At 41.5% G+C, this 12,416-nt stretch carries 13 protein-coding genes; 12 read left to right on the forward strand and 1 reads right to left on the reverse strand.

Annotated features, from left to right (window positions below):
* Positions 1 to 38: 38 nt before the first annotated feature.
* The 8 genes from CFS60_RS01680 (at position 39) to argF (ending at position 8,088) form a co-directional block, all read left to right on the forward strand.
* Positions 39 to 1,175 (forward strand): cysteine desulfurase family protein, encoded by a 1,137-nt coding sequence (locus tag CFS60_RS01680; RefSeq protein ID WP_088838744.1) that lies wholly within the window; start codon positions 39 to 41, stop codon positions 1,173 to 1,175.
* Positions 1,175 to 2,386, forward strand: a complete 1,212-nt coding sequence (gene thiI, locus CFS60_RS01685) for a tRNA uracil 4-sulfurtransferase ThiI (protein ID WP_088815231.1) — start codon at positions 1,175 to 1,177, stop codon at positions 2,384 to 2,386. The genes CFS60_RS01680 and thiI overlap by 1 nt, the downstream gene beginning before the upstream one ends.
* A 20-nt stretch (positions 2,387 to 2,406) precedes the next feature.
* Positions 2,407 to 2,853: a GtrA family protein gene (locus CFS60_RS01690; protein WP_088808860.1), complete on the forward strand. Its 447-nt coding sequence runs from the start codon at positions 2,407 to 2,409 to the stop codon at positions 2,851 to 2,853.
* Positions 2,854 to 2,989: 136 nt separating this feature from the next.
* The gene (gene argC / locus CFS60_RS01695; protein WP_088838745.1) at positions 2,990 to 4,012 is read left to right on the forward strand and encodes an N-acetyl-gamma-glutamyl-phosphate reductase; all 1,023 of its coding nucleotides are present in this window, start codon (positions 2,990 to 2,992) and stop codon (positions 4,010 to 4,012) included.
* A gap of 16 nt (positions 4,013 to 4,028) precedes the next feature.
* The gene (argJ, locus tag CFS60_RS01700) at positions 4,029 to 5,228 is read left to right on the forward strand and encodes a bifunctional glutamate N-acetyltransferase/amino-acid acetyltransferase ArgJ (protein WP_088808862.1); all 1,200 of its coding nucleotides are present in this window, start codon (positions 4,029 to 4,031) and stop codon (positions 5,226 to 5,228) included.
* A 13-nt stretch (positions 5,229 to 5,241) separates the two neighbouring features.
* Complete coding sequence (gene argB, locus CFS60_RS01705; protein WP_088808863.1) at positions 5,242 to 5,994, forward strand: acetylglutamate kinase; 753 nt, start codon at positions 5,242 to 5,244, stop codon at positions 5,992 to 5,994.
* Positions 5,991 to 7,127 carry an acetylornithine transaminase gene (locus CFS60_RS01710; RefSeq protein ID WP_088838746.1) on the forward strand — a complete coding sequence of 379 codons (1,137 nt, stop codon included), beginning with the start codon at positions 5,991 to 5,993 and terminating at the stop codon, positions 7,125 to 7,127. The genes argB and CFS60_RS01710 overlap by 4 nt, the downstream gene beginning before the upstream one ends.
* Positions 7,128 to 7,131: 4 nt before the next feature.
* On the forward strand, positions 7,132 to 8,088 hold the full coding sequence (gene argF, locus CFS60_RS01715; protein WP_088808865.1) for an ornithine carbamoyltransferase: 957 nt from the start codon (positions 7,132 to 7,134) through the stop codon (positions 8,086 to 8,088).
* Between the two features lie 46 nt (positions 8,089 to 8,134).
* Here argF and CFS60_RS01720 read toward each other — a convergent pair whose 3' ends face one another.
* Positions 8,135 to 8,935 carry an NAD kinase gene (locus tag CFS60_RS01720; RefSeq protein ID WP_088808866.1) on the reverse strand — a complete coding sequence of 267 codons (801 nt, stop codon included), beginning with the start codon at positions 8,933 to 8,935 and terminating at the stop codon, positions 8,135 to 8,137.
* A 165-nt stretch (positions 8,936 to 9,100) separates the two neighbouring features.
* Between CFS60_RS01720 and sppA the strand changes: the two genes are divergently transcribed.
* The 4 genes from sppA (at position 9,101) to CFS60_RS01740 (ending at position 12,410) form a co-directional block, all read left to right on the forward strand.
* Positions 9,101 to 10,117: a signal peptide peptidase SppA gene (gene sppA, locus CFS60_RS01725; protein ID WP_088808867.1), complete on the forward strand. Its 1,017-nt coding sequence runs from the start codon at positions 9,101 to 9,103 to the stop codon at positions 10,115 to 10,117.
* 13 nt (positions 10,118 to 10,130) lie between these two features.
* The gene (locus tag CFS60_RS01730) at positions 10,131 to 10,640 is read left to right on the forward strand and encodes an RDD family protein (RefSeq protein ID WP_369823169.1); all 510 of its coding nucleotides are present in this window, start codon (positions 10,131 to 10,133) and stop codon (positions 10,638 to 10,640) included.
* A gap of 53 nt (positions 10,641 to 10,693) precedes the next feature.
* The gene (gene tpx, locus CFS60_RS01735) at positions 10,694 to 11,191 is read left to right on the forward strand and encodes a thiol peroxidase (protein ID WP_088808869.1); all 498 of its coding nucleotides are present in this window, start codon (positions 10,694 to 10,696) and stop codon (positions 11,189 to 11,191) included.
* 208 nt (positions 11,192 to 11,399) lie between these two features.
* Positions 11,400 to 12,410: a class I SAM-dependent methyltransferase gene (locus CFS60_RS01740; RefSeq protein ID WP_088808870.1), complete on the forward strand. Its 1,011-nt coding sequence runs from the start codon at positions 11,400 to 11,402 to the stop codon at positions 12,408 to 12,410.
* Positions 12,411 to 12,416 lie beyond the last annotated feature (6 nt).

Raw genomic sequence — 12,416 nt, forward strand, 5'->3', positions numbered from 1 at the left:
AATAGTGAAGGATAACTTTTAGGAGGCGCATGTCCCAAATGATTTATTTTGATAATAGTGCTACGACAAAGCCTTATGCAGCAGCACTTGAAACATATACAAAAGTGGCGAGCCATTATTTCGCTAACCCTTCTTCTTTGCATAAATTTGGACAAAAAGTGCGGGAGCTTCACGAGGAAGCGAGGAAACAAATTGCGACACTCATGTCGGCTCGCACTGAAGAAATTATTTTCACATCAGGTGGAACAGAAAGTAATAATTTAGCCATTAAAGGCATTGCCCATGCATATCAAAATCGCGGTAAACATCTTATTACAACACAAGTCGAACACCCTTCGGTTAAAAATGTGATGCAAGAGCTCGAACAAAACGGCTTTAGCGTGACTTATTTACCAGTGACAGAAACCGGGCAAATTCGCCTTGAAGATTTAAAAAAAGCATTACGTAAAGATACGATTTTAGTGTCGATTATGCATGTTAATAATGAAGTTGGTGCGGTTCAGCCCATTCAAGAAGTGGCCGATCTTTTAGCAGAAACAGAAATGCCGCTTTTCCATGTTGATAACGTACAAGGATTCGCAAAAATGGAGCTTGACCTTGTGAAAATTGATGCGATGTCCATCTCTGGGCATAAATTGCACGGTTTGCGTGGTACAGGTGTCCTATACAAGAAAAACAAGCTAAACCTCCAACCAGAAATGCTTGGCGGTGGTCAGGAGCTGGGGTTAAGGAGCGGCACAGAGAATACAGCAGGCATAGTAGCGCTTGCCAAAGCAATGCGTTTATCGCTCGAAGATTTCCAGAAGAAAGTTTCTAATTTGACCAATTTACGCGACTTCCTACTAGCAGAAATTAGCAAGCTTGACGGTGTCACGATTCATACTGATGCAGCTAGTTCCGCGCCGCAAATCATTTGTTTTTCCGTTAAAAAGCAACGCGGCGAAGTGCTTGTTCACGCTTTGGAGGAAAAGGAGGTTTTTGTTTCGACCACAAGTGCCTGCTCCTCGCGCGCTAAGCTTGAAAGCAGTACGCTCCACGCAATGAAAGTCCCGGAAAACCAGGCGACGGGGGCCATTCGGCTAAGCTTATCTTATGAAAATACAAGCTATGAAGCGGAACAATTTATTGGAATTTTAAAAGATATTTTACAAAAAATTAATGAAGTGGTGAAATAATGAAATTCGAACGTATTTTAATTCGTTACGGCGAATTATCGACAAAAGGAAAAAATCGCAAACAATTTGTGGCGCGCCTGGCGACGAATGTTAAGCGCGTTTTAAAGGATATGCCAGAAATTAAAGTGCACGGCGAACGCGACCGGATGCAGCTCTATTTGAACGGCGCGGATTATAAGCTTGCGATGGAACGTTTAAAGCCGATTTTTGGGATTCAATCATTTAGTCCCGTCGTGAAAGCTGAACTTGATGTGGCTAAAATAAACGAAGCGGCTTACGAACTTGTGAAGGCACATCATCAAGCGGGTGGCACGTTTAAAGTGGCGGCTAGACGGAGTTTTCGTGACTTCCCGCTCGATTCAAACGAGCTCAATCAAGAAGTCGGTGCTTTTGTGCTTCGAAACCTAGAAGATTTATCGGTTAATGTCAAAAAGCCAGACTTGAAACTAAACGTTGAAGTCCGTTCAGACGGCGTGTTTTTATCCTGCGAAACGATTTTAGGGGCTGGTGGTTTGCCAGTTAGTTCTTCGGGGCGTGCGATGCTCATGTTATCTGGTGGAATTGATAGTCCTGTTGCGGGTTATCTGGCGATGAAACGCGGTGTTGAGGTAGAAGCGGTGCATTTCCATAGTCCACCGTACACGAGCGAACAGGCGAAGCAAAAAGCGATTGATTTGGCGCGTAAGATTGCGAAATATAGCGGGCAAATTCAAATGCATGTGGTGCCGTTTACAGAAATTCAAGAAACTATTAAGAAACAAGTGCCGGAAAGCTATATCATGACCGTCACGCGGCGTCTGATGCTCCGAATTACGGATTTGCTTAGGCAAAAGCGAAATGGTCTTGCCATTGTAAATGGCGAGAGTTTGGGCCAAGTGGCGAGTCAAACGCTAGAAAGTATGCTAGCTATTAATGCAGTGACGACAACGCCGATTATTCGACCGGTTGTATCGATGGATAAAAATGAAATCATTAAGATTGCGCAAGACATTGATACATTTGAGCTTTCCATTCAACCGTTTGAAGACTGTTGTACGATTTTTACGCCAGCAGCACCAAAAACAAAGCCAAAATTAGAGAAAGTCTTGCACTATGAAAGTTTCATTGATTTCGATGCGCTTATCGACAAAGCTTTAGCAGGAATTGAAACATTTTCTGTGGAAGTAGCGGAAGAGGCTGAAATCAAAGATGAGTTTGCAGACTTATTTTAACTAGAAAGAGAGGCTGCTAGATGGAAAAGCTGAAAAATTGGTTAATTCAAACGTTCCCGTGGTATACGGAGAAGATTCATAGTATTTTTATGTATCTTGTTATGGGAGGATTTGCAACGGTTATCAATGTTGTTTCCTTTTGGTTCTTTGCTTCTTTCTTGGAGTGGGATTACCGACTTGCCAATACGATAGCGTGGATTTTATCTGTGCTATTTGCTTATTTTTCAAATAAAAAGTATGTATTCGAAAGCTATACACCTGGTTTTAGAGAAAAATTAGCTGAATTTACGTCATTTGTAGGATTTCGATTTATTACTTTTCTAATCGATATGGCCCTAATGGTCGTGTTCATTGACGTTTTCTACATGAACGAAACGTGGGCGAAAATATTGGTAAATATCGTGGTTCTCGTACTGAATTACGTATTTAGCAAATGGATAATTTTTAAAATAAGAAAGCCAAATTAACGAAAACCTTAAATTGAAGTGATAGCACTTTGATTTAAGGTTTTTTGTTTTTTTTATAAAAAACCATTTGACATTATAAATATACAATATTATAATGAGTATTAATATTTTGAAAATCAGATATGGGGTGATGTGCATGAAAGTTTCTATTGTAGGAGCAACAGGTTATAGCGGTTTAGAGCTGATTCGGATTTTGCATAATCATCCGAACTTTGATATCGTTTCTATACATAATTATTCAAATGTCGGTATAGAAATTACGACGCTTTTTCCACATTTAAAATCGATATACAGCGGCATTTTAGAAGAAGTCATCCCAGAACGCATTATGGCACAAGCTGATTGCGTTTTTTTTGCAACTCCAGCTGGTGTTTCGAGCACGGCAGCAATTCCGTTTATGAAAGCTGGTTTTCCGGTGATTGATTTATCAGGCGACTTTCGGTTAGGGGCAGAAAGCTATGAAAAATGGTATAACAAAGCGCCGGCGGATGCCGTTTATTTAGAAAAAATGGCATATGGCTTGGCGGAATTTAGGCAAAACTTGGCGGCGAAATGGGTCGCGAATCCTGGGTGTTATGCCACGTCTGTTTTATTACCGCTATTGCCGCTCATTTCAGAAGTGAAGCTTTCTAGTCCGATTGTGATTGATGCGAAATCAGGCGCTTCAGGAGCGGGGAAGGTGCCAAGTGAGGCGAATCATTTTGTTCATGTTCATGACAATCTGAGTGTCTATAAATTGAACGAGCATCAGCATATTCCAGAAATCATGCGAATTTTAAAGCAGCGAAATCAGTTGAGCCCTAAAATTCAATTTTCAACGTCGCTTTTGCCAGTTGCGCGGGGCATTTTATCGACGATTTATCTTGCACTTGATGAAGTGGAGGCTAGGCGGTGCGAAGCGATTTTGCAAACTACTTTTGCACAGAAAAAGTTTGTTCGGATTCAGCCGCTCGGCAAGCTGCCAAATATTAAACATGTTATTGGCTCAAATTTCTGTGATATTGGGCTGGCGTATAATACTGAAACAGGAATTTTAACTGTCGTTTCTGTGCTGGATAATTTAGTAAAAGGGGCTTCTGGGCAGGCTGTTCAAAATTTAAATTTGATGTTCGGTTTGGAGGAAAGTACTGGGCTCCTTCATTCGCCGATTTTTCCTTAGAAAGGGGAGCTTTTACATGGAAGTAATCAAAGGGAGCATTGCATCGCCAAAAGGCTTTTATGCAGACGGAAAGCATGCGGGATTAAAACGGAAGAGGAAAGATATAGGTTGGATTTTTTCGGAAGTTCCAGCAAGTGCGGCGGTTGTTTATACGACCAATCAAATTCAGGCGGCACCAATTCAAGTGACGAAACAGGCGATGAAAGTAAGTGACACGCTCCAAGCGGTTGTCGTAAACAGCGGTAATGCTAATGCATGCACGGGAAAACGGGGACTCGAAGATGCTTTTTATATGCAAGACTGTGCGGCGAAGCAATTGGGTGTCGCGAATGAGGCGGTCGCTGTCTGTTCAACGGGCGTAATTGGGGAGTTTTTGGAGCTCGATAAAATCACGAATGGGATTAAAATGTTGCGGTTAAAACATGGTCAGGCAAGTGATTTCGAGGAAGCCATTTTAACCACAGATACGCGAGAAAAACAAATAGTAGTGCAGGACATGATTGGCGGACAACTTGTGACGCTGAGCGGTGTTGCGAAAGGATCTGGAATGATTCATCCGAATATGGCAACGATGCTGGCATTTTTGACGACTGACGCCAATATTTCAAGTGAAATTTTGCAAGTGCTAGTGAAACAATTAGTGAATGAAACGTTTAATCAAATTACAGTTGATGGAGATACATCAACAAATGACATGGTAATTGTACTCGCGAATGGTCTTGCCGAACACGAAGCATTGACAGAAGAAAATCCTGAATTTAAAAAATTTTCGGATATGTTATATGTGGTCTTTGAACATTTGGCAAAGGCGATTGCTCGTGACGGTGAAGGTGCAACGAAACTTATTGAGGTGGCTGTTAATGGGGCGACGAGCGAACTTGACGCGAGGATGATTGCGAAAAAAATTGTTTCTTCGAGTTTGGTGAAGACGGCAATGTTTGGCGGTGACGCGAACTGGGGGCGCATCATTTGTGCGATTGGGTATTCTGGCGGCAGGTTTTCGCCTGACTACATTTCGATTCGCGTAGGGCCACACCTTATTTTAAACAAGAGTGAAGCTTGTAAGTATTCGGAAGCGGCGCTACAAGATTATTTGCGGGAAGCGGAGCTGATTCGGATTGAAGTGGATCTGCATGTGGGACTTGAAACGGGTCTTGCTTGGGGCTGTGATTTGAGTTATGAATATGTCAAAATTAACGCCTGTTACCGGACGTGAAGGAGTTGTGTTGATGGAAGATATCATTGTTGTGAAACTTGGTGGACTGGCGAGTCAGGCGTTAGATGAGCAGTTTTTTGGTCAAATTCAAAAATGGCGTCTGGAAAACAAGAAAATTGTGATGGTTCACGGTGGTGGGAAATACATTAGCGAAATGATGGCGCGCCTAAACATGCCGGTTGAGATGAAAAATGGGCGACGGGTGACGACGAAAGAAACGCTTGAGATTACAAAAATGGTGTTGATTGGGCAAGTACAACCGGAAATTTCTGCAAAGTTTCAAAAAGAAAATATTCCGCTCCTTGGTCTAAATGCAGGCGATGCGAGTTTGCTTGAAGCGATGCCGGCAAATGAGGCGGGGCTAGGATTTGTTGGCGAAATAAAGCGGGTAAATGCGGGATTGCTGATGGAACTGTTAGCGGTCAATTCGGTTCTCCTACTCGCACCGCTCGGCATTGACGAAAACCAACAGTGGTGGAATGTAAACGCTGATTCGGCTGCTTGCGCTGTAGCGTCAGCTCTGCAAGCGCGTACCTTTTACCTGCTAACTGATGTTCCGGGTGTCAAACAAAATAATGTTGTTTTACGCGATATGACGACAAATAAAATTAATTTTTTGATTGAAAATGGAGATGTTAGTGGTGGCATGATTCCCAAACTTGAAAGTGCCAAGCTCGCTATTCAAAGTGGCGTCGAAAATGTTTTCATCACAAGCCAAATTGGTATAGCAGGAACGCAAATAAAACAGGAGGTAACGACATCATGACACATTTATTCCCAACCTATCAACGCTTGCCAATTGAGCTAGTTTCAGGAAGCGGTACTGTGGTATACGATGAACAAGGCAAACATTATTTAGATTTTACGAGTGGAATTGGGGTTTGCAATTTGGGGCATGTTAATCCTTTAGTACATCAGGCGGTTAGCGCGCAACTAGACCAAATTTGGCACACATCTAATTTATTTTTAAACCAAAAGCAAGAACGTGTGGCGGCGCTACTTGCGAAGGGGAATTTAACATATGCTTTTTTCTGCAACAGTGGTGCCGAGGCAAATGAAGCGGCAATTAAGCTTGCTAGAAAGCATACAGGACGTACGAAAATGATTACATTTGAGCAGTCTTTTCACGGGCGAACATTTGGGGCAATGACGGCGACGGGACAAGAAAAGGTGAAAACTGGTTTTGGAAAGATGCTAGAAGGTTTCATTTATGCGCCTTACAATGACTTCGCTACTTTTCAAAATTTATTGGATAAAGATGTGGCCGCGGTAATGCTTGAAATTGTGCAAGGTGAAGGTGGTGTCCACCCGGCGAGTCATGAATTTTTGCAGAAAGTTTCGGGGTTATGTAAGCAAAACGGAACGCTCCTCATTGTAGATGAAGTACAAACGGGAATGGGGCGCACTGGAACGATGTACGCGTATGAACAGGCTGGAATTGAACCAGATATTATAACGCTTGCAAAAGGGCTCGGGAATGGCTTACCAATTGGTGCGATAGTTGGTGACGCGAAATTGTTTGCTACTTTTTCAAATGGAACGCATGGCTCAACTTTTGGTGGGAATCAAGTTGTGCTGGCAGCGGCTGAAACGGTCGTGACGCAAATTTCAAATGCTGCTTTTCTAGCAGAGGTTAGAGAAAAGGCAGCTTATTTCAGAGGGAAGTTAGCTACGCTTACAGAATACGAGGTCGTGAAGGAAGTCCGCGGCGAAGGTTTCTTGCTAGGCATTGAACTTCAAACGAATGCAGGAGGTATCCTTCAAAAGGCAAGGGAGAACGGTTTGTTGCTTTTAAGCGCGGGAGAAAAGGTTGTGCGAATTATGCCACCACTCACGGTTTCACGGCAGGAGCTCGATGCTGCATTTTTAGTTCTACAAAAAATTTTGAAAGAAGGGTGAAAACATGCAAATAAAAGCGGAGAAAACAGTTGGGAAAGATTTATTGACACTTTTGGAATGGGAAAAAGAGGAGATTTTGGATTTGCTTACGGTCGCACTTGATATGAAAACAAACCCTGCCGATTATAGCCACGCGCTTAGCGGGAAAATTCTTGGCATGATTTTCGATAAGCCTTCAACGCGGACGCGTGTTTCGTTTGAGGCGGGGATTTTGCAACTTGGTGGACAAGCGATTGTGATGAACGCAAAAGAGCTTCAAATTGGGCGGGGCGAGCCGATTATCGATACGGCTAACGTGCTTGATGAATATTTGGACGCTATAATGATTCGAACGTTCAGTCATGAAAATGTTGAAGAACTTGCGACGCACGCTAAAATCCCGGTTATAAATGGGCTGACCGATCTGCATCACCCGTGCCAAGCGCTAGCGGATTTACTCACCATTTTTGAAGTGAAAGATCGGTTTGATGGCGTAAAGCTGGCTTATGTTGGCGACGGAAATAATGTTTGTCATTCGCTACTCCTTGCCTGTGCGAAGGTGGGGCTTGATATGACGTTTGCAACGCCAGAAAATTTCGCTGTAAGTCCTAACATTCTGGCGCTCGCGAAGCAACTCGCGGCAAATAGTGGGGCAAGTATAGAGCACACTGCCGATCCAGTTACCGCAGTAAACGATGCCGATTTCATCTACACAGATGTGTGGACGAGCATGGGGCAAGAAGAGGAAAATCAAGTACGATTACAAACTTTTGGGGAAAATTATCAAGTAAATGAAACGCTAGCAAGCCACGCAAAACCAGATTATCACTTCCTGCATTGTTTACCTGCACACCGCGGCGAAGAAGTGAGTAGTGAGGTCATTGATAATCCGCTGCATTCGCTTATTTATCAGCAAGCGGGTAATCGGCTGCATGCGCAAAAAGCTTTGCTAGTTGCCGTTTTAAAAGAATCTGTACGCTGATTTTTAATAAGTAAAGAACCTACCATTTGGCAGGTTCTTTTATTCATTATAAGAAATTGCGTTTTACTTTGTCCCAGAAAGAGTTGTCTGGAAGTTTAATAATGTTGATGAAACGGTCGCCGACTTCTAAGTTGATTTCGTGGACGTGTTGAATACTTAGTGCTTCGCTGTCCATGCCGATAAGAGGGAATTCATTGTTTCCTTCAGAACCTAGGACGATTTTAAGTTTGCGTTTTGGACTTAAAATGAACGATGAACCGAGCGTTCTGAAACGATTGTTGTTGAGTGATGCTAGTTCACTAACTTGCATAGAAGGGAGTAAAGGGTCAACAATAGAGCCATTAACAGACTTATTGTAAGCCGTACTTCCAGTTGGCGTTGAAATAACCATGCCATCGCCACGGAATGTTTCAAAGTGGCTACCGTTAATGTAAAGGTCCATGGTTAGCGTTCGGATAATTGAAGAACGAATGTTAAACTCATTTAGTACATAAAAAGCTTTCGTATTGTTCACGGTTCCGTAAATCGTTGGATATCTTCTAACGAGCCAGCGTTCCTCAGAAGCCGCTTTGATGATTTCATCTAATTGATGGATATGGAAGTCGCAATATTGACCGAGCTGTTCAGTTAGAGCAATCCCAGCGTATAAGCAATCTTGACGATAATTTGTTTCACGAACGGATTTTAGAAAAGCACCATCACCACCGATACTAATAATAACGGTTGCTTTTTGATAGTCTTCTGTTAGTTCAAAACCATAATCTGTTGTGATTTTCTTTAAATCTTTCGCGATTTTATGCAGTTCTTCGGTTTTCCGGTAAGAAAAGTGGAAAATTTGTTTTGACATGTTTGTCCCTCCAGTGGCAATTTCAAAATTTTAGTAGAAAATCTTCTTTATTATCATATCATGCTTTTCAAAAGATTGCTTTTTAAAACTGAAAATTTTTAGTTGTCGAGATGTTTTTCTCTTGATACACTTACATTATCTGTAAATAAAAAAGGAGAGAAAATAATGAATGCTAAACGATGGATTGCACTGTTACTTGTTTTTGTTATCGTCATCATCTCAGGGGTTGCAAAAATCACCTCTACATTTTTAACGAGTGACAAGGAAGAACAGCGTACAAAAAGCGTTGTGAGTTCGCTACTTTCTAACAATGAATTAACAGAAGAAGAAATTAAAACCGGAGATGCCGATAAGGTAGCGATTTTATCTGTAGATGGCACCATTCAAAACACGGGAGAAGACGCATCGTTATTTAGTTCAACAGGTTATAATCATGTTACATTTATGGAAGAGCTTGAAGCTGTTCGAAAAGACACCAAAGTGAAAGCTGTATTGCTTTATGTCAATTCACCTGGTGGTGGAGTGATGGAATCCGCACAAATTCGTGATAAAATCTTGCAAATTAAAGCTGAACGAAAAATTCCATTTTACGTTTCGATGGGAAGTATGGCCGCATCAGGCGGTTATTATATTTCGGCACCGGCCGACAAAATTTTTGCAAGTAAAGAAACGTTAACTGGGTCGCTCGGCGTTATTATGCGTGGCTATGATTATAGTGAATTGATGAAAAAAGTAGGAATTTCTGACAATACCATTAAAAGTGGTGAATATAAAGATATCATGAGTGGCTCAAGACCGATGACCTCTGAAGAGAAGCAAATTATGCAACGTATGATTGATGATTCCTATAATGAATTCGTTCAAGTTGTCGCAGAAGGACGCGGCATGCCAGAAGCAGAAGTGAGAAAAATCGCCGACGGTCGGATTTATGATGGTCGCCAAGCAAAGGAAAACGGCTTGATTGATGAATTCGGCTATCAAGAAACCGCTCTCGCCGCTTTACAAAAAGATTATGATCTACAAGACGCAACGGTTTTTAAATATGATACACCAACAGGCTTTAGCAGTTTCTTCTCAAGCGCCGCTACTTCGCTAAGCGGAAAAAATGCTGATTTAATCGCGATTATGAAGCAAACCGGCACGCTTGAAGCACCACGCATGATGTATCTTTACGGAGAATAAGGAGGGGATTATTTTGGAAGAAAAAGAACGACAAGTTTATCATTACGAAGCGCCAAGTTCACCTTTTCGGAAAATACCAAAACCCTATTTCGCCGGATTTTGGATTCGCTTTTTTGCCTATATCGTGGATTTAATTGTGATTGCCGCTTTAAATGGGATAATTGTCAATCCGGTTTTGCGCATATTACAAGTTGACATGTCAGGCGGACTTTTTAGTTTGGTTGGTTTCGTCAAAACCATTCTTTTCTTGCTGTATTTTATTCTAATGACAAAGTTTTTCGCGCAAACACTTGGGAAAATAATTTTTGGGTTAAAAGTCATTCGAGAAGACAGCGAAAAATTAACATGGCTCAACGTTTTATTTCGCGAAGGTGCCTTGAGATTTATCCAAAAAACCATTTTGCCGCTTTACTTCGTTGTTGCCTTTACGCCGCACAAGCAAGGTGTTGCAGATTTGATGGAAAAAACAGCCGTTGTCCATGAAAATTTAATGGCGCTTTCTGAAAGCAGATTAATGGCTTGAAGGACAAATTTTCCCTACAATAGAGAAGTGGAAAGCTAAAGGAGGAGATTTTTATGGCAAATGTAACATTTAAAGGGAATCCGGTAACACTTCTAGGTAGCGAACAAAAAGTTGGAGCATTGGCGCCTGATTTCACGGTGTTAAATCGGGATTTAGAACCAGTCACGCTACATGATTTTGACGGCAAAGTGCGCATCATTAGCGTCATACCATCGATTGATACGAGTGTCTGCTCACAACAAACTCGCCGTTTTAATGAAGAGGCGAGTGGGTTAGAAAATACGGTTGTGTTAACGATTTCGGTTGACCTACCTTTTGCCCAAAAGAAATGGTGTGCTTCTTCCGGACTTGAAGACGTGATTACACTTTCTGATCACCGCGACTTGTCGTTTGGAGAAGCTTACGGGGTTGTTATGAAGGAGTTACGCTTGCTCGCCCGTGCCGTTTTTGTTGTAGATGCATCAGGTAAAATTGTTTATGCGGAGTATGTGCCAGAGGGAACGAATCATCCAAACTATGAAAAAGCGATTGAAAGTGCTAAACAAGCCTAATAAAACCAGTCGCCTTGATGGCAAATAGTAAAGCTTCTTGTTTAACAGCTCTCTGTCTTGTGATAGGGAGCTGTTTTCCTGTATCAATTTTGCCTAGAAACTGTATTAAAAGAGCATTTTTCTTTAAAAGAAAATGCTTTTAAGTTGGTAGGAAATGCTGTATAATATTTTGTGGTGTTAGTAATGAAAAAAATTCGAGGTGTTATTTTTGGGAAATACAGCAACTCCGGAAATATTCCAAGTGCTTGATGAAACGGCAATTATTTTGCAAAATGCACTTGAAATGAGCTATTTGGAAGCCGTTTATGAAACTAGCGAGAATTTATTTCAACATGAAGTTTTGCAAAAAGACGAATTATCCGATGAGCAAGTCAAAAAATTGATGGCGCAATATGACACCATTCAATTAGCGGATTTTGCAGCAGAAGATATTCGTAAAAGTTTTCAACTCGCGCTTTTAAAAGGCATGAAGCATGGAATTCAAATGAATCATCAAATGACGCCGGATTCGATTGGTTTTATTTTAACGTATTTAGTGGAAAAGGCTATGAAATCAAGAGAACAAATCACTGTGCTTGATCCAGCTGTTGGAACGGCCAACTTGTTAACAACGATGATGAACCAACTGACATTAAAAGATAACGTTTCGGTTGCGGCTACTGGTGTCGAAGTGGATGATTTGCTTATTTCGCTTGCCCTTGTGAGTGCTGATTTGCAAGGTGTACCAGTCAATTTGATTCATCAGGATGGTCTTAGCAATTTATTAGTTGATCCAGTAGATGTTGTGATCAGCGATTTGCCTATTGGCTACTATCCGAATGATACACGTGCGGAAGATTTTGAGTTACACCGAACAGACGGACATTCATTTGCTCACTATTTATTTATCGAGCAAGGGATGCGTTACACAAAACCAGGCGGCTATTTATTTTTCCTTGTGCCAGATGCCATGTTTAGCACAGCCGATTTTGCAAAACTAGATCGCTTTGTAAAAAAATATGGCTATATGCAAGGAATCATCAAGTTACCTGATTCTCTATTTAAGTCAGAAGAAGCACGAAAAAGCATTTTAATGTTACAAAAAGACGGAGACAATGTCCGTAAGCCAAAAGAAGTTTTACTGGCCAATCTATCTTCACTTTCTGATCCGCGCATTACTGCGCCGATCTTGGCACAGATTGAAGATTGGTTCCGTGAAAATAAACGAGAAGGGAATTGAACAAAA

It is taken from the genome of Listeria sp. ILCC792 (assembly GCF_900186135.1).
Taxonomy (GTDB): Bacteria; Bacillota; Bacilli; order Lactobacillales; family Listeriaceae; genus Listeria; species Listeria goaensis.

Coding starts and splice junctions, on each gene's coding strand:
- CFS60_RS01680 (WP_088838744.1), top strand. CDS start 39: ATGATTTATTTTGATAATAGTGCTACGACAAAGCCTTATGCAGCAGCA.
- thiI (WP_088815231.1), top strand. CDS start 1,175: ATGAAATTCGAACGTATTTTAATTCGTTACGGCGAATTATCGACAAAA.
- CFS60_RS01690 (WP_088808860.1), top strand. CDS start 2,407: ATGGAAAAGCTGAAAAATTGGTTAATTCAAACGTTCCCGTGGTATACG.
- argC (WP_088838745.1), top strand. CDS start 2,990: ATGAAAGTTTCTATTGTAGGAGCAACAGGTTATAGCGGTTTAGAGCTG.
- argJ (WP_088808862.1), top strand. CDS start 4,029: ATGGAAGTAATCAAAGGGAGCATTGCATCGCCAAAAGGCTTTTATGCA.
- argB (WP_088808863.1), top strand. CDS start 5,242: ATGGAAGATATCATTGTTGTGAAACTTGGTGGACTGGCGAGTCAGGCG.
- CFS60_RS01710 (WP_088838746.1), top strand. CDS start 5,991: ATGACACATTTATTCCCAACCTATCAACGCTTGCCAATTGAGCTAGTT.
- argF (WP_088808865.1), top strand. CDS start 7,132: ATGCAAATAAAAGCGGAGAAAACAGTTGGGAAAGATTTATTGACACTT.
- CFS60_RS01720 (WP_088808866.1), bottom strand. CDS start 8,935: ATGTCAAAACAAATTTTCCACTTTTCTTACCGGAAAACCGAAGAACTG.
- sppA (WP_088808867.1), top strand. CDS start 9,101: ATGAATGCTAAACGATGGATTGCACTGTTACTTGTTTTTGTTATCGTC.
- tpx (WP_088808869.1), top strand. CDS start 10,694: ATGGCAAATGTAACATTTAAAGGGAATCCGGTAACACTTCTAGGTAGC.